At 57.5% G+C, this 17,099-nt stretch carries 17 protein-coding genes and 1 tRNA gene; 13 read left to right on the forward strand and 5 right to left on the reverse strand.

The window, feature by feature from the left end:
• Window positions 1-72 precede the first annotated feature (72 nt).
• The 10 genes from VEG30_00225 (at window position 73) to VEG30_00270 (ending at window position 10,775) form a co-directional block, all read left to right on the forward strand.
• On the forward strand, window positions 73-519 hold the full coding sequence (locus VEG30_00225) for an ArgR family transcriptional regulator (GenBank protein ID HXZ78326.1): 447 nt from the start codon (window positions 73-75) through the stop codon (window positions 517-519).
• Entirely contained in the window at window positions 516-1,559 is a 1,044-nt protein-coding gene (argC, locus tag VEG30_00230; GenBank protein HXZ78327.1) for an N-acetyl-gamma-glutamyl-phosphate reductase, read from the forward strand. The genes VEG30_00225 and argC overlap by 4 nt, the downstream gene beginning before the upstream one ends.
• Window positions 1,556-2,341, forward strand: a complete 786-nt coding sequence (gene argB / locus VEG30_00235) for an acetylglutamate kinase (protein HXZ78328.1) — start codon at window positions 1,556-1,558, stop codon at window positions 2,339-2,341. Before argC ends, argB begins: the two co-directional genes overlap by 4 nt.
• Window positions 2,338-3,579 (forward strand): aspartate aminotransferase family protein, encoded by a 1,242-nt coding sequence (locus VEG30_00240; protein ID HXZ78329.1) that lies wholly within the window; start codon window positions 2,338-2,340, stop codon window positions 3,577-3,579. Before argB ends, VEG30_00240 begins: the two co-directional genes overlap by 4 nt.
• A complete protein-coding gene (gene argF / locus VEG30_00245) occupies window positions 3,569-4,582 on the forward strand; it encodes an ornithine carbamoyltransferase (GenBank protein ID HXZ78330.1) in 1,014 nt (337 codons plus the stop codon). The genes VEG30_00240 and argF overlap by 11 nt, the downstream gene beginning before the upstream one ends.
• A complete protein-coding gene (locus tag VEG30_00250) occupies window positions 4,575-5,819 on the forward strand; it encodes an argininosuccinate synthase (GenBank protein ID HXZ78331.1) in 1,245 nt (414 codons plus the stop codon). Before argF ends, VEG30_00250 begins: the two co-directional genes overlap by 8 nt.
• Entirely contained in the window at window positions 5,816-7,219 is a 1,404-nt protein-coding gene (gene argH, locus VEG30_00255; GenBank protein HXZ78332.1) for an argininosuccinate lyase, read from the forward strand. The genes VEG30_00250 and argH overlap by 4 nt, the downstream gene beginning before the upstream one ends.
• Complete coding sequence (locus VEG30_00260) at window positions 7,206-7,718, forward strand: N-acetyltransferase (GenBank protein ID HXZ78333.1); 513 nt, start codon at window positions 7,206-7,208, stop codon at window positions 7,716-7,718. Before argH ends, VEG30_00260 begins: the two co-directional genes overlap by 14 nt.
• Before the next feature lie 3 nt (window positions 7,719-7,721).
• Window positions 7,722-8,933 (forward strand): bifunctional glutamate N-acetyltransferase/amino-acid acetyltransferase ArgJ, encoded by a 1,212-nt coding sequence (gene argJ, locus VEG30_00265; protein HXZ78334.1) that lies wholly within the window; start codon window positions 7,722-7,724, stop codon window positions 8,931-8,933.
• A 132-nt stretch (window positions 8,934-9,065) separates the two neighbouring features.
• Window positions 9,066-10,775 (forward strand): SpoIIE family protein phosphatase, encoded by a 1,710-nt coding sequence (locus VEG30_00270; GenBank protein HXZ78335.1) that lies wholly within the window; start codon window positions 9,066-9,068, stop codon window positions 10,773-10,775.
• A gap of 6 nt (window positions 10,776-10,781) precedes the next feature.
• Here VEG30_00270 and solA read toward each other — a convergent pair whose 3' ends face one another.
• The 5 genes from solA to VEG30_00295 form a co-directional block, all read right to left on the reverse strand.
• Window positions 10,782-12,029, reverse strand: a complete 1,248-nt coding sequence (gene solA, locus VEG30_00275) for an N-methyl-L-tryptophan oxidase (protein ID HXZ78336.1) — start codon at window positions 12,027-12,029, stop codon at window positions 10,782-10,784.
• An 85-nt stretch (window positions 12,030-12,114) separates the two neighbouring features.
• Complete coding sequence (locus VEG30_00280) at window positions 12,115-13,575, reverse strand: C45 family peptidase (GenBank protein HXZ78337.1); 1,461 nt, start codon at window positions 13,573-13,575, stop codon at window positions 12,115-12,117.
• A gap of 52 nt (window positions 13,576-13,627) precedes the next feature.
• A complete protein-coding gene (locus VEG30_00285) occupies window positions 13,628-13,984 on the reverse strand; it encodes a contact-dependent growth inhibition system immunity protein (protein HXZ78338.1) in 357 nt (118 codons plus the stop codon).
• Window positions 13,981-14,505, reverse strand: coding sequence for an RNase A-like domain-containing protein (locus VEG30_00290; GenBank protein HXZ78339.1), 525 nt, complete (start codon window positions 14,503-14,505; stop codon window positions 13,981-13,983). Before VEG30_00290 ends, VEG30_00285 begins: the two co-directional genes overlap by 4 nt.
• Window positions 14,506-14,615: 110 nt before the next feature.
• Window positions 14,616-14,930, reverse strand: coding sequence for a cupin domain-containing protein (locus VEG30_00295; protein ID HXZ78340.1), 315 nt, complete (start codon window positions 14,928-14,930; stop codon window positions 14,616-14,618).
• A gap of 44 nt (window positions 14,931-14,974) precedes the next feature.
• Between VEG30_00295 and VEG30_00300 the strand changes: the two genes are divergently transcribed.
• The 3 genes from VEG30_00300 (at window position 14,975) to VEG30_00310 (ending at window position 17,010) form a co-directional block, all read left to right on the forward strand.
• Entirely contained in the window at window positions 14,975-15,715 is a 741-nt protein-coding gene (locus VEG30_00300) for a class I SAM-dependent methyltransferase (GenBank protein HXZ78341.1), read from the forward strand.
• A gap of 525 nt (window positions 15,716-16,240) precedes the next feature.
• On the forward strand, window positions 16,241-16,834 hold the full coding sequence (locus VEG30_00305; protein HXZ78342.1) for a hypothetical protein: 594 nt from the start codon (window positions 16,241-16,243) through the stop codon (window positions 16,832-16,834).
• 101 nt (window positions 16,835-16,935) lie between these two features.
• Window positions 16,936-17,010, forward strand: a tRNA-Gly gene (locus VEG30_00310).
• The last annotated feature ends 89 nt before the right edge of the window (window positions 17,011-17,099 follow it).

The following is a 17,099-nucleotide window of genomic DNA, read 5'->3' on the forward strand; positions in this document are numbered from 1 at the left end:
GACGAAAAAGGCAGCTTGGTGCATATTTATGCATCGATTTGCATTAATATGCATCTCTATGCAAGTGAGAGTATGAGCAAATTAGTTCGGCACCGGCAGATTCTGGAGTTGATTGACGAGTACCCCATTTATACGCAGGAAGAGCTGAGAAAGAAGCTGGCGCACAACCGTATAGAGGTGAATCAGGCGACGTTGTCGCGCGACTTGCGGGAGTTGGGGTTGATCAAGACAGCGGAGGGCTACAGGCCGCCGCCAGCGGAAGAGACCGCAAATCCGTCGCGTCCGCCGGTGGCGCATTTGATTCGGGAGTTTGTGCGGGAAGTTAAACAGGCGGGAAATCTGCTGGTGCTGAAAACGACCATTGGCAGCGCCCAGCCGGTGGCGGTGGCGCTGGACAATGCGGGCTGGGAGGAGAACGTGGGCACGATCGGCGGCGACGACACGATCCTGCTGATCGCCAGCACGCCGTCAGCATGCCACCGGGTAGCCGATCGCATAAGGGAGATTATCGAGACGTGACAGGGAAGTTACAGACAGCGGTCTTGGGACCGACCGGCTATACCGGTTTTGAATTACTGAAAATTCTTTTCCGCCATCCCCGCGTGAAGACGCCGCTGCTGTTTGTGCGTGAAGGATCAGAGGCAGCAGGACCACTGAGCGATGTGTTTCCGCATCTTTCAGGGAACGGGACGCATCAATTGGAGCCGTTTGCATGGTCGCGGCTGAGAAGCGCGGGCGTGGAGCTGTTGTTTCTGGCGACGCCGCACGAATATTCGCGCGAGTTCGTGCCCGAAGCGCTTGACCACGGTTTGCGGATCATCGATTTGAGCGGAGCCTGGCGGCTGCGGTCCCCGCAGAACCTGGCGGTTTACAAGTTTAAGGATGCTGATCCGGCTCGCGCCGCGAAGATAGCGGAGTCGGCAGTTTACGGCCTTTCAGAATGGAAGCGGAAGGAATTGAAAGAGGCAAGGCTGGTGGCGAATCCGGGCTGTTATCCGACATCGATCATTTTGGCTTTGGCGCCTCTGATCAACGCGAACGTGATTGACTCGGGCCAGGGAGTTATCTGCGATTCGAAGTCGGGAGTGTCGGGAGCCGGGAAGAAGCCAACGCCGACTACGCACTTCGTGGAAGTGGCTGACAATTTCCGCGCGTACAACCCGGTTGGCCACCGGCACACGGGAGAAATGCTCGAACAGTTGAAGCTGAGCAGCAAAGATCTGGTGTTTACGCCGCACCTGTTGCCGATTCCGCGGGGAATGTTCTCGACCATTTACGTTCATCTGAAAACGCCGATGAAGGCGTCGGAAGTAGAACAGGTATGGCGTGACGCGTACGCCGCGAGACCGTTTGTGCGCATGTTTGCGCCGCCGCGGATTCCGGAGATCGCGTTCTCGGTGAATACGAACTATTGCGATCTGGGATTCGCGCTGTCGGCGGGAGGGGAGCGGCTGACGCTGTTCTCGTCTATCGACAACCTGGTGAAGGGCGCGGCGGGGCAGGCAGTGCAGAACATGAACCTGATGTATGGGTGGGACGAGAAGGAGGGCTTGCCATGAGGCTAGTTCTGAAGATCGGAGGAGTGGCGCTGGAACAGCCTGATACCTTGCAGAGCTGCGTCCGCGCGATTAAGGCGCTGGCATCCGATGGCCATCAACTCGTGGTGGTGCACGGCGGTGGCACAGTGCTCACGCGCACGCTGAAGAAATTAGGAAAAGAATCCGAGTTCATTAACGGGCTGCGGGTCACGGACGCAGAAACCCGCGATGTGGCTTTGATGGTACTGGCGGGGTTGATGAACAAGGCCATGGTGGGCGCGCTCACCAAAGCTGGGATCAGCGCGATGGGCCTGTCCGGCGGGGATGGGCAGGTTTTCCTGGCGCGCAAGCGCACCGGCAACGGACCGGATCTTGGCTTCGTGGGCGATATCTGCTCCGTGGAGACTGAGTGGCTGGAGACGATCTGGAGAGCGGGCGGCGTCCCGGTGGTGTCGAGCATTGCCCTGGGTACGGATGGCGAGTACTACAACGTCAATGCGGACCAAATGGCGTCGGCATGTGCCGTCGCCTGTCAGGCGCATGCGCTGATCTTCCTGACCGAAGTTCCCGGCGTGCTGGATGCGAGTGGGGCTCCGATTCGGCAGCTCGAGCTGAAAGACGTACCGACGCTGGTGAACTCGTCCGTGATCAAGGGTGGAATGCTGCCCAAGCTGGAAGCGTGCAAGAAAGCTTTGACCGGCGGGGTCGGGCGCGTGCGGATTTTTCCCGCGGATAAAGCGGATGCACTCTCGGAGTTTTATTTGAAGAAAATCGAGTTTGGAACGGAAGTGGTGGCGGCATGAGCGTAATGGAAGCTTTGGAACTCGGGACCGTGCAGCAGTTGGAATCGGAACGGCTGCTGCAGACATATGAGCGGAATCCAATTCTGCTGACACATGGACGCGGGTGCTACTTGTACGACGCGACGGGCAAGGAGTATCTGGACCTGCTGAGCGGTATTGGCGTGACGGCGCTGGGGCATGCCCATGCGGCGGTTACGGAGACGATTGCGCAGCAGGCAGAACGGTTGCTGCACACTTCGAATTTGTTCTATCACGAGTTTCAGTCAGAGCTGGCGCAGAAGCTGACGAAAATTTCGGGACTGAGCCGCGCCTTCTTCTGCAACAGCGGTACCGAGGCGGTGGAAGGTTCGCTGAAGCTGGCTCGCGCATACGCCCGCTCGCAGCAGCCGGACAGTAAACGTCCCAAGTGGCGGATTTTGGCTTTTGATAATTCGTTTCACGGCCGCACGTATGGCTCGGTTTCAATTACCTCGACCAAGAAATATCGGGCGCCGTTTGCTCCGCTGATGCCGGGCGTTCGCTTCGTGAAATCGAACAATGCAGCGGATTTTGACAAGAAGCTCGATGCCAGCGTTTGCGCGGTCGTGTTGGAAGTGATTCAGGGAGAAGGCGGCATTCGCCTGATGGATCCTGGGTTCGTGCAGCACGTACGCGAGGCAACAAAGAACAGCGGAGCTTTGCTGATTGCGGATGAGATTCAGAGCGGACTGGGGCGCACCGGAAATTGGTTCGCTTACCAGATGTACGACATCGTTCCAGACATAGCGACCGTAGCGAAGCCGCTGGGCAACGGTCTGCCCCTGGGCGCGATTCTGGTGAGCGAGCAGGTTGCATCGGCGATTCATCCGGGAATGCATGGCACCACGTTCGGCGGCGGGCCGCTGACTTGTGCAGTCGCGCTCAAGGTCCTGGAGACGATCGAAAAAGAGAGTCTGCTGGCGCACAACTCTGAGGTGGGGACGTATTTCCGAAGCCGTCTTGAAGAATTGAAGGCCAAGCACAAGTTTGTGCGTCAGGTTCGTGGCGCCGGATTGATGATCGGTGTCGAAGTGGACAAGGTCGACCGTGCCAAGGCGATTGTGAAGCAAGCGATGTCGCACGGAGTGATTCTCAACCGCACTAACGACAAAGTCTTGCGCTTCCTGCCGCCGTTCATCATTACCAGGCAGCAGATCGATCACGCTGTAGAAGTATTGGAGGCAGTTTTCGGCCAGGTGGAGAAAAAGAATGCTAAGTAAAACGGCTTATGCCAAGCCAGCGCTGGCGAAGGCAACGCTAAAAAAGGCCCAGGCTTCGTTCGGGCTTTCGACGCCCGATTTGATATCGATCCGGGATCTTGCGCCTTCGGAGATCGAAGGAATCCTGGAGTTGACCGGGATGGTGAAGAAGCATCGGCGTGAATTTTCGCGGACGCTGGAGGGCAAGCACATCGTGCTGATGTTCGAGAAGCCGTCGCTGCGCACGCGCATTACGTTTGAGGTCGCGATGAAAGCGTTGGGCGGCGATGCGACATTTGTTGACCAGCAGGAAGCGCGTATTGATGCGCGCGAATCGCTGGCGGACATCGCGCACAATCTGGAGCGCTGGGTAGATGGCATCGTGCTGCGGACATTCGAACACAAGACCGTTTGCGAGATGGCTGAGCATGCATCGGTGCCGGTGGTCAACGCACTGAGTGATTGGGAGCATCCCTGCCAGGCGCTCGCCGACTTTTTCACGCTGAAAGATCATTTTGGTGATCTGCGAAAAGTTAAGCTTGCTTACGTCGGCGATGGCAACAACGTGGCGCATTCACTTCTGTTGACGGCCGCCGCCACCGGAAGCGCAATCACAGTTGCCTGCCCGGCTGGTTACGAGCCGGCAGCGGAGGTGATTCAAGCCGCCTACGATTTAGCCAACGAAACCGGAGCGCGGATCGAGATCGTAGACGATCCGACTGCTGCCGTGGCGGAAGCGGAGGCGGTTTACACCGACGTCTGGACAAGCATGGGGCAGGAGTCGGAAGGGGAAGAAAGGCGCGGCGTGTTCCTCCCGTATCAGGTGAACTCGAAGCTGATGAGCTGCGCAAAGCCCGGTGCGCTGTTCATGCACTGTCTGCCAGCGCACCGAGGAGAAGAAGTAGTGGACCAGGTGATCGACTCGGAACAGTCGATTGTCTTTGACCAGGCGGAAAACCGCCTGCATGTACAGAAATCTATTCTCATGCTGTTGCTTGGAAATTCATGGAGTGCGAATGCCTGAAAAAGTAGTGCTTGCTTATTCCGGAGGTCTCGATACTTCGATCATCATTCCCTGGCTGATCGAGAACTACGGGTGCGAAGTGATCGCCATGGTAGGAGACGTAGGCCAGGGCGAGGACATGAACGCCATCGCCGAGAAGGCTCTGAAGACCGGCGCCAGCAAGGTCACGATAGAAGACCTGCGTCAAGAGTTCATCTCCGACTACGTGTTTCCTACGCTGCGCGCTGGCGCGATATACGAGCACAAGTATCTCTTAGGTACTTCGCTGGCGCGGCCGCCGATTGCCAAGCGGCAGGTGGAGGTCGCCCTGCGCGAAGGCGCAACCGCGGTAGCCCACGGATGCACGGGTAAAGGCAACGATCAGGTTCGGTTTGAGCTCACGTTCCAGGCGCTGGCGCCGCAGCTGAAGATCATTGCCCCCTGGCGGGAATGGACCATCAAGTCGCGGGAAGACGCCATTGATTACGCAGAGCAGCGCAATATTCCGATCTCCGTCAGCCGGGAAAAAATCCACAGCCGCGACCGGAATCTTTGGCACCTGAGCCACGAGGGTGGGGAGTTGGAGGATCCGGCGAACGCGCCGCTGGAGAGCACGTGGCAGATGACAGTATCTCCGAAACAGGCGCCGGAGCAGGAGGAGACAGTCACACTGGAGTTCGAGGCCGGCACGCCGGTGGCAGTGAATGGGGTTCGTCTGGATCCTGTGGCTCTGGTGGAGAAGCTGAATGAAATCGGCGGGCGCAACGCCATCGGGCGTGTGGATCTGGTAGAGAACCGCTTCGTCGGGATCAAATCTCGAGGATGCTACGAAACTCCTGGCGGGACTCTGCTGGTGAGCGCACAGCGCGAACTGGAAGCTCTGTGCCTGGACCGCGACTTGCTGCATTTCAAGCAGCAGAGCGCGTTGAAATATGCGGAACTGGTGTACTACGGGCTGTGGTTTACGCCTTTGCGCGAAGCCTTGGACGCTTTCATTTCGACCACGCAAAAGAACCTCACGGGCACGGTGAAGCTGTCGTTGTACAAGGGCAACGTTCAGGTCGTGTCCCGGACTTCGCCATTTTCGCTGTATCGGACAGACATCGCTTCGTTCACCATGGGCGATGGATATGACCAGAAGGATGCGGAGGGCTTCATTCGCATTCTCGGCCTGCCGGCGCGTTCGCAAGCCTGGCTGCGCCAGCAACTGGAGGGCACGGAGAAGAAGCCGGAAACCGTTCTGGAGGCAAGACGATGAAGATGTGGTCGGGGCGGTTCCGGGAACCGCTCGACCCGGAGTTCGATCAGTGGCAGCGGTCGTTCGCTTTTGACCGGCGGCTGCTGCCGCAGGAACTGGCGGCGAGCGGAGCCTATGCCAAGGCGTTGGTGAAGGCGCGGGTGCTGAACGATCAAGAGCTTGGTCAGATTCTGCATGCCTTGGAGCAGATCGGCTTCAATTGCAATGCCGATCCGTCGGTTTTAGACGATGCGGATGCAGAGGACATCCACCATTTTGTGGAGCAGCGACTGACGGAGCTGATCGGGGAAACCGCATATAAGCTGCACAGCGGACGAAGCCGAAATGAGCAGATTGCCACCGATCTGAGACTTTACGCACGAGAGCAGATCGATAGCATGCGGTCGGAATTGTTGGAACTGGTGGAGACTCTTCTGTCGCGGGCTGAGCCACTGGGCACTGCGGCCATGCCGGCATACACGCATCTGCAAAAAGCAGAGCCCGTCTTGGCGGCGCATTGGCTGCTTGCGTACGTGGAAATGTTCTTCCGCGATGTTGAGCGGTTGGCGGACTGCCGTAGGCGAGTGAACGTGCTGCCTCTGGGCTCAGGAGCGGTGGCAGGAACGGGTCTGAATCTCGATCGGCGACACATCGCCCGCGAACTGGGATTTGATGGTGTATCCGCCAACAGCATGGATGCCACCAGCGATCGCGATTTTGAGATCGAGTATCTCAACGCGCTGGTGATCCTGGCTGTGCACTTGAGCCGGCTGGCAGAGGAGATCACGATATTCTCAACCGCAGAGTTCGGGTTTGTGATTCTGCCGGAGAGTCTGTCGACGGGCAGCAGCGCCATGCCGCAGAAGAAGAATCCGGACGCGACCGAATTGCTGCGCGCCAAGGCGGGGCGAGTCATGGGCGCCGGGCTGGCCGCAGCCGTGGGAATGAAAGGATTGCCGCTGGCTTATAACAAAGACATGCAGGAGCTGCAGTTGCCGTTGTTTGACGCGAGCGAGGCCACCAGTTCATCACTCACAATGGCAAAGAAGCTGATGACAGCGGTTTCATTTGATACTACGAAGATGCAGAAAGCAGCTGCATCCGGGTTTATGAATGCGATGGAAGCGGCAAATTACCTTGTCCGTCAGGGCGTGCCATTCCGGCGTGCACATGAAGCTATTGGCCAGGCAGTGCGGCGTTGTCTGGATCTGGGGTGCGAACTGGATAGCCTGAGTCTGGAAGAACTCAAGCGCATTCGGCCCGAGTTCGATCAGGATTTTTTCAGCTGCCTGGACACAGAAAGCGTATTGCGAAATCACCAGTCCGAAGGGGGAACCGCGCCTGCGCGCGTGCAGGAAGCGATCGCCGCTGCGTGGACCCGCTTGCGGACAATGAGGGAGGAACAGGTTGTACACGCGTAAGGCACTGCTGCCGGATGCGGTAGTGATCCACGATCTGATCGCGCAGTACTCCGGCGACGGCACGTTATTGCCGCGCACGCTGCCGGAGATTTGCGAGAACGTGCGCGACTTCACTGTCGTCGAGGACGATGACGGCCGCATTATCGGCTGTGCCGCTCTCCATATTTACGGACTCCATCTGGCGGAGGTGCGGTCGGTGGCGGTAGATCGCGAGTCTCAAGGCCGCTCAGCAGGTAAGGCGCTGGTCGCCTCGCTGATAGAAGAAGCCAAGCTGCATAGCGTAGGCCGGGTTTTTTGTTTGACGCGATCTCCTGGATTTTTCGACCGCTTGGGTTTTACTCAGGTGGACGTCAATACGTTGCCTGAAAAAGTGATGAAGGACTGCGTGGGCTGCCCGCGACTCAACTGTTGCGACGAAATCGCCATGGTATATGCGGGAGAGGGGATGCCGGACATTGCGCGCGAACCTGCCTATCGGAGCCCGCTCCGGGTTCTCTAGGAAATGACCGAGTCTCTCGCCAGCCAGATTGAGGTTCCAGCGGGTTTCGAGTTCAACGCGATAACGTGCGGCATTAAGGCCAGCGGCAATCCGGACCTGGCGCTGGCGTTGGCGCGCGACGGGGCCTCTGCAGCGGCGCTGTTCACCAGGAACCTGGTGGTTGCTGCTCCCGTCATAGTGGGAAGAAAACATCTGCAGGCAAGCCGCGGCAGGCTGCGGGCGGTATTGGTGAACTCCGGGAACGCGAATTGCGCGACGGGGCGCCCCGGTCTTGAAGCCTGTCGTCAGAGCTGCACGCAGTTGGCGAAAGCGCTAGCAATTCCAACTGCAGAGGTTCTTCCATCCTCGACTGGGGTAATTGGGGTCCCATTTCCGCTCGATAAAGTCACCTCTGGCTTGCCTGCGCTTCTGCAGTCGAGTTCCTCGACTCCGGAGGCGGCTTGTCGTTTCGTGCGCGCGATTATGACGACCGATACGCGGCCAAAAATAGCATGCGCCACAGTGGTGGCGGGATCGAAGCGCGCGACGATCTTTGGCTGTGCCAAGGGAGCCGGCATGATCCACCCGAATATGGCGACGATGCTGGCGTATCTATTTACAGACGCGGAAGGGACGCCACTCCAGTTGAAATCAATGCTGAAGACAGTGGCAGACCGTACGTTGAACCGCATCAGCATCGATGGAGACACGTCCACGAACGACACCACACTGCTGATGGCGAGCGGCAAGAGCGGGCTCAGACTGAGCAGTCCACCCGTAAGGAAGCGGTTCGCAGATGCTCTTGGGCGCGTTTGTGCGTCGCTTGCCGAACAGATCGTCAAAGACGGTGAGGGTGTGCAGCACCTCGTTCGTCTGCATATAGAAGGAGCGCGAAATGAGCCGGAAGCGGACCAAGTGGCGCGGGTGATCGCGACGTCGCCGCTGGTGAAGACCGCATGGGCAGGCGCCGATCCTAATTGGGGGCGCATTCTGGCCGCGGTGGGGCGCAGCGGCATCTCCATCGATCCTGGCAGGGTTTCTATCGCATTCGGCAAGCAGTTCGTTTGTAAACACGGAGTCGTAGCTGAGTTTGACGAAAATGCTGTCCATGAGTATCTTTCGCGTCCCGAGGTCGAAATTCGGGTTCACCTGGGGCGAGGAAGGGCTTCAGTAAGCTTCCTGACCTGCGATTTGACTGCGGAGTACGTGAGAATCAACGCCGACTACCGGACGTAATCAAAATGACATCAGCGGTTGAAATGGCTGCTAGCTCGCGATACCCTGTATTTCCAACATCTTCCGAAGTCTGCCCTACAGATGAGGGAGTAAGCCGCGTGCGATAGTCAGCGGCTAACCACGAGGACCAGTATGTCTTTCGGCGGTGCAGGAACCGGAGGCGAGACGATCGCGGGATCGTCCGTGTTCCCCTCCCTGATCTTTGTCCAGGGCACCGAAGAACGACGCATTGCTCTGCAGCACTGCCCATTTTCGATTGGACGCAAAACGGAAAACGATCTGGTCATCCCGGACCCGCGAGTTTCGCGGGAGCATGCTCTGATTCAGTGGGACAGTGACGGGTTCTACGTAGTCGATCAAAACAGCAAGCACGGCACTTACGTAAATGGCCTGAAGATCGACCGCCATCGCCTCCAGCGAAATGACCGCGTGGAGTTTGGAGTGCGCGGCGAGGCGTTTCTGTTGTTCGATCCCGACCGCGCCAACCAGAGCCAGGCCCGCCAGTTCCTCAGCCAGCTTTCCGTTTGGAAACCCTCCACGACCGGCACCTCCGATCTGGAGACCCTGACGCTGTTCCTGGAAGCGGCGCGCAAGCTGAACACCACGTCCGTTCTGGACGAAATCCTCGTGACCTTGATTGATGCGACGTTGCGCCTGACCAAAGCTGAGCGCGGATATGTTTTTCTACGGGATCCCGAGGGCAGCTTGAAGCTGGCGGTGGGGCGGAACTCCAAAGGCGAGCCGCTGATGGATGACAGCACGATTTCACGCTCTGTACTGAACGAAGCGGCCAGCACGAACAAAGAATTTCTGCTCACGGATACGGAAGCGTTTGGCAAAATCTCAGCGCGCGAGAGCATCGTGGCGCACAACCTGCGGACCATCATCTGTATTCCCCTGCGCAAAACCCAGGTACAAGAAAAGGGGGGCGCCACCGGTGGAGATGAGGCTGAGCTTCGCGGAGTCCTGTATTTAGACAGCAAGTTCCTGGCAGGCAAGCTCTCGGCAGTGAGCAATGACATCCTGCGCACGATTGCCAGTGAGGCAGCGGGCCTGCTGGAAAACGCCTATCTGGTGCAGGCGGAAGAATCAGCGAAGCGTTACCAGCAGGAGTTGGGGATTGCCGCATCCATCCAGCAGCGGCTGATGCGCGTGACCATTCCCGAAGTTTCGTATGCGCGCGTTGAGGCCAAGAACATTCCTTCGAAGGACGTGGGAGGAGATTTCTTCGATGTGATCAAGACGGATGAAGCGCTTTCGGTCGTAGTGGCCGACGTTAGCGGGAAGGGAATCTCTGCCGCGCTCCTGGCATCCATTCTGCAGGGCATGTTGTACGCACAGCTGATGCAGGATATTCCTCTCCAGGATCTGGTAAGCGCGGCCAATCGTTTCATCTGCGACAAGATCATGGGCGAGAAATACGCCACGTTATTTATTGCACGCCTGACCAGCGCCGGCCAGATGGAATACATCAACTGCGGGCATGTGCGTCCGCTGCTGATGTCGGGAGGCGAGGTGATCGAGTTGCCAAACTCGAATCTGCCAGTGGGACTGGTGGAGTTCGCCACGTTCGAAGGCGCGAATGCGCAACTCCATTCCGAAGACCGGCTGGTGGTGGTAACCGATGGGGTGACGGAAGCGGAAAACCCTGCGGGTGAGTTCTTCACCAGCGATCGCCTCCTGAGCCTTTTTCCGAAATCACGAGGTGTGGAGGATGTGTTGGGCTCGCTGACAGAGTTCTGCGCCGGAGTGCCACTGAACGACGATTGCACGGTTTTACAGCTTTGTTATTCAGGCGAGTGCCGCGCAGAAGGCGACGAAACCCTGTCCCGCACGATGTGATCGATTTCAGCGGAAGCGACCAGCGCTCAGGAATCCAATCGGCAATGAGGTTCCACCGTTCATGGCCAAATCCGCCATGATCTCCCCCACCACTGAAGAAAACTTGAATCCGTGCCCGGAAAATCCTGCCGCGATGGCCACGTCTTTCTCGAACTGCGGAAGGTAGTCGAGGATGAAATTCTGATCCGGCGTGTTCGTATACATGCACACTTTCATGACGTGGGTTTCCCCATAGGCATCTGGGACGAACGTGTTCATTGCCTCGACCAGTTCCTTTTCGTCGGCAGCGTTCGGCACGCGATTGAGCTGATCGGGATCGGAGATGTCACCGAGATGATGTCTCGCGACCTTCAGCCCGATAGGTGCTCCAAAGGCGCCCACCGGCAACACAGGAAATCCATAGTACTCGTCCACCATCCAGCAGGGAAACTGCCCTAGCACGAACGGCTCCCATTTCTTTGGCTTCATCCAGGCCAGTACCTGCCGAGTGACTCGCAGTTTGGATGACATCCCGGGAATCATTTTTCCCGCCCAGGGTCCGGCCGTGATCACCAGCTTCTTCGATGAGAACTCGCCTCGGTCTGTGCGGACAAGGACTCCGCTGGAATCGCGCGACCAGTCGAGAACCTTCGTCTTCGTAAGAATAGTTGCCCGGTGACGAAGGGCCTGTTCGGTGAAGAGAAGAATCGATCGCTCGGGAGTCACGAATCCTGCGTCTGGCTCCTCTAGGCGCTCATACGCCGGAGGCAACCTGAATTGAGGATACTTTCGGGCAGTTTCGCCTGCAGAGAGTGTTCTGACTTCGATGTTGTATTTGTTGGCCGATTCATGAATGCCCTTCATGACGGCGTCGCTAGGCTTGCCGAAGTAGACAAGACCGGTTTTGAAGTAGACCTGAAACCCGGTCGTTTCCTCCAGAACCTTCCAGTTCCGGTAAGCGCGGTCAAGCAGGGGGACGTAATCGGGATGTTCGAAGTAGGCTTTTCGGATGATACGGCTTTGACCGAGATGAGATCCCAGCTCGTGCGGGATGTCGAATTGCTCCAGCCCCAGTACACGGTGTCCTCGCTGGGCGAGGAAACAGCAGGTAGCTGACCCCATCGAGCCGGCGCCGAGAACGATGACGTCGAAGGTTCTGCCGGCGCTCGCCTGCCTTAGCTGGTTTTGAACAGAAGCATGCAAACGATTCCAGTCCAGGAGAGAGCTCGTCGCGGAGAGGCTGGCAGAGAGCGTCAGGAAGTCGCGTCTGTTCATGTAGCGGGCGGAGTCTATATCAAAATGCCCGTCGCGAGAGTCGGCAATGATCTGAAGATTCAGCTGTTGTAAAAGAGCATCTGACCTACCTGGTTTCTCCCGCCTTGAATTCGGTCCACGGGCCGGACTTCATATCGATAAGTATGGATTTCTGCCAGGAGAATTCTGGATGCTCTTTCAAAAATTCTGCCGCCAGGAAGTCCTTTCCGCAGGGGTGCCCGCGGCGGGCGGTGAAACTCATTTTGCCGGCCATCTCAGAATCCATGGCTTTGCCCTGAACCGCTCCACCCGGGTGATAGGCTTCCCACTCCCATTCAGGAACGCCGCGCGGAGAACTCTCGCTGTGTCCGCAGAGCGTGCGCTCGTTGGCTTCCTCTTTCTTCTCGAATGTGTCTTGATGATCAGCGAGAAATTGCTGCGCCAGGGGGACGTCGATTTTTCCCTTGTTCTGCGCGATGAGTTCCTCCCAGCGCGCCCTTCTGGCATTGGGCGAACTGGCCGGATTGTCGGGATCGAAGTTGGTTTCCTCCTTGATGACTTCGGGATCACGCGCCCAATTCGATCCGGCAAAGTACCCGTCCCTGGTACGCCACAGCTTCCAGTGCTTCAACCCCAGCTCCAGTTGAGCGATTTCGCCGGTCTTGCGATCCGCGATCAGCCAATCATTAGCATAGCCGCCGTTGTTTCCCTCCACCATGATCTTGGTGTAGTCATCGATCGAGGTGGCGTATTGCAGGGCTTTGCGCGCGCGCATGAACTCGGGCTTGCCATCGGGATTCCAGCCGTTGAATTGGGTGATGGTGGTCTCGGTGATCATGATTCCGGCGGAGTTCACGCCAAAGTCATCATCGCTGGTGATTACTCCTGGGAAACCGTCCATCAGGATGCGGTAGCCCTTTGCAGGAACAATGTCGAAGACGACGCGCCAGCGTGCGCCTGTAACCATTCCGGTCCAGTTGTTATGCGCCATCACGATTTTTCCGCCGCGCGTGTAGCTGCCCGTGGCGACGAATGCGCTGCAATTTCCGGGACTCACCAGGCGAGGAGCGTTGGCCAGCTTCTCTTGGCGATTGAGCCAGGGAATGTAATAGTCGGGGACCTCTTCGAAGGCATTAAGAGCAACCACATCCCACACATCCATGGGAATACTTCGCGCCTTCAGTCCGGCGGCGATACCGGTCAGTTCCTCCTGATATTCCGCATCAATGTGGGGCCATAACATCTCCTCCGCAGTGCGGCGAAAGAATTTCCAGTCGCGCTTGGTGCGATAAGTGTCCTCATATTTCACGGCTTCAAAGGCATCCTGAATTTCCGGGGCGAGCAAGAAGCCGTGCTGAAAGCCGATCTGCCCGGATGTGCCTTCGAGGTGCAGGTAGATCCAGCCATCACGCTCAAACCGGTAGGCTTTATCCAGACGAGGATCTGGCGCAGGCCTGGCATGTGAGGCGGCAAATAGATCACCCGAAGCAAACAGTAGGCAAAAGGCAATTCCAAGCATCAACGTCGGCGCCAAAATAGAGGTGAAGCGCATGGTCGAAGAGGTCAAGTGGAGTTTCCCCCGAGCGAAATGAGAGTGTAGCTGAAGGTACGCTCGGGGATCAAAGCCCGAACCCGCCTGGTAATTGCTGCGGCGATTTCTTGAGGAGAGTTCGAGACAGGCTGCGAAATTCATCCCGCGACTGAAAAATCCACGAGCTGCCGAGCTGCGACAACAGAGCATTCATCTCTTCCAGGGACATGGTTTGGACCGCGTTCTCAAAACGCTTGAGCTCATCCTGAAGAGCGCGGAGCTGAGAGGCATCGGCATCACGGCGAAAGGCTGTGGCAGCTGCTGTCGGACTGCCATATTCAAGCAACACATCCTGGTTCAGGTAGCCGCGAAGAAACTCGCTGAGATGTGGATAGTCGGCTGGATTCAGTGGTCGTGAAGTCTGGGCGGGACCTCGGCGCTTCATGATCGGCACTCCGGATAGCTGGTCAGAACATAGTAGTCATCAGGTCCCGCCCACCTCAGTACCACCACGGCGTGCGAGCAAGGAACTGACGTGGCCGCGCCTCGGTTCAACACGCTTCCGATAGGATGCTGGGGGTCACCGTCATAATCAAGCACCAGATTTGGATGACCACCCGAGCGCCGCAGCCAGCGTTCAACGCGGTCGCGATCAGCCGCCAGAGCCTCGCCCACCGATGATTCTGCAGCAGCGCGATCAGTGTAAGTGGAAGCGGCAGTGATCGGCTCGCGGGCCAGGCGGTCTCGAAGTTCGTCGTCGGTGCGGCCGACATGGCGTTTGAGGGTATGGCCACCGCGCGCCTCGTCAATGCTCAGATCGTGACGATTGCGGGAGACCGAGGGCTTGGCAGTGCCGGATGGCATCCACGTCGAGTGATCGCCTGTAAGACTCGAGGGCGGTTTATTGCAGCCCAGGCCAATTAGCACAACCAGCACAAGGGCATGAAGGCGCTGGCGATCCGGCATGGGAATAATTTACAGGAGAGTCGGCGATGTGAAATCCGAAATAGCCGGGTGAGAAGTTGAGAGGATTCGCGCCGCACAACCTGGTTTCGTGATGGCCGCTCAGGAGCCTGCTAACGGACCCTGAGCGCATCGAGGCTCACCACTGTTTCCAGTCCCACCACCTCGGCGGAGTGCTCTGCGCCCCGGGCTACAAAAATCCACTCGCCGCTCTGTAGCACCGCTGAGTCTTTGCCCGTGCTGATGCGGAATCGCCCCTTCACCACAGCGTCGATTTTGTCGAGATCGTGTGTGTGCGGGCCAAAGTAGGTGCCGGGGGGATAGACATAGGTGGTGACTCGATAGCCCATGGCCTCGAGCTTGGCCTGCAGAGCCTGTTCACTGAAGGGCCCATCCACCGCTTCATTCCAGCGTTCAACTTTCAACATGTCACTAGTCTAGATCACAAACGGCGATCCATTACCATGCAGGAGTGGATCTTGGGAGACAGCCTGCACGGCTGTTCGAAATATTAGTGCTCAGGTTGCGCGAGGATGCCGCCCGCAATGGATGGCTGCGGGCCGGGCGCCATCTGTGGATGGATATTTCAGAGTTCCTGCGCGAGTCCTTGCCCGAACGCAGGCGGCTGCGTTACGGCGATATCGAGTACGACTGGGACCATCGGGTGGACACAACCTCGGCCACAGTGAACTGGAAGGCTCGGCTGGCGGGCGCTTTCAGCGGAATAGAATATCAGCCTTGCGATCCCAATCTGTTTCGTCAGACTGTGGGCAAGTTGCCAGTGAATTTCAGCGATTTCGTTTTTGTCGACATCGGCTCAGGCAAGGGAAGAGCGCTGCTGATGGCAGCGGATTATCCGTTTCGACAGATTCTGGGCGTTGAGCTATTGCCTTCGTTGAATGAAATCGCGCGAGCCAACCTAAGCCAGTACAAGAGTCCCACGCAAAGATGCTTTGCCATCGATCCGATATGCGGGGACGCGCGCGAGTTACAGTTTCCCCTGGAGCCCATCGTGCTTTTCCTGTTTAACCCACTGCCGGAGCCGGCGCTGAATGCGGTTGTCCGAAATTTTGTGAAATCACTTGAGACCAAGCCACGGCCGGCATGGATCGTTTATCACAACCCGGTGTTGGAGCACTTATTGCAGAAGTATTCCCGGTTCAGGCGGGTGGAAGGCGACCAGCAGTATGCGATTTATCGGAGTCAGGTCTAAGCACAATACAAATGCAGCCTCTACTCGAAATACAAATGGCTTGCCTTGCGCAAGATTTTATGATTTGAATGAATGTGCCGACGAAGTTGGAGACAGGGCGAAGGCCATGCGGAAATGATCCTCCCCCCTGATTCAACTCATTGGTTCGCGCTGGAGGACCCAACCACGTCGCGATTCCAAAAGTCGAGCGTGGTTAGCCCTTCAGCGCGGTTTGCTATCCATCCTCGCCCGAACAGCATGCAGGATCTCAGAGGCGATCAGCTAAGAACTGAGCGCGCAGTGACAATCCCCAGCGGGCAGACCGCTTCTGGCGCTAGCCTTTTGCCTCCCAGGGCGCCGAACGTGACACCAGTTCCGTCATATTCTTAAGCTTTTGGGGTAGTCCATCCGGCTAAGTGATTCCCGGTTAGTCCCCGTGGCTAGCTCCTCGGGAGAATTATCAAAGTGCGAACCCGGTTGTAGGCTTGCGAGCAATTAGCCTTTCAGGCCGATCGCATGGCTAGAAAGCAACGAGGAGGATCCCCAATGCGAAAAGCAATTTCCGCCGCGATGCTGGTTCTGCTGCTTGCCTGTTCGTCGTTCGTAATGGCGCAGATCAGCGACGTGTACTGGGTTAACTACTACTCCAACCGTGCTCATACTCAAGGAGCAATGGATCAAACCGTCCGCATCATCAACCCCGGTGAGCAAGGATCTCCGCTCAGCGGAACCCACGGAAATGTGTGCGCCGACATCTACGTTTTCGATGCCAACCAGGAAATGATTGAATGCTGCGCCTGCAAGTTCTCGGCGAATGCTCTGCTGACCCTGTCGGTCAACAATGATCTGACCAGCAACCCGCTGCAGGGCTGGCCTCCGCCAACCGATGGCGTCATCAAAATCGTTTCCGACAATCAGGCGAATTGTGATCCTACGAGCCCGGTGCCGGTACCCGATATCCGCGCCTGGGCAACGCACTTGCAGTGGCCCGGCGGCCCTGCTCTGGTGACCACCGAGGATGAGTTCCTCAATGCGCCCCTGCAGCAGGATGAACTCTCCTTCCTGGGCCAGGCTTGCTCATTTGTGCTGTTCCTGGGAAGTGGGAAAGGCTCCTGCAGTTGCGGAGAGAAGGTACTCTAGTATTTGAACTTGCTTGATTTCGAACCGCTGAAGCCACCCTCCCTGAGGATGGCTTCAGTTTTCTGGAGCGGAGTGTTAACCTTACTTGCGCTGCTGTGTGGGCGGGAGTAGTTCAGCGGTAGAACGCCAGCTTCCCAAGCTGGATGTCGCCGGTTCGATCCCGGTCTCCCGCTCCATTCCTTGCATGGCTATCATTGAGACTTTTCGGAACCTTATGGAAGTTGACCAGCGCTTCTTCTTTAACTGCAAGTGAGTCTGGAGGTCA

The sequence above is a fragment of the Terriglobales bacterium genome (assembly GCA_035624455.1).
GTDB lineage: Bacteria > Acidobacteriota > Terriglobia > Terriglobales > Acidobacteriaceae > DASPRM01.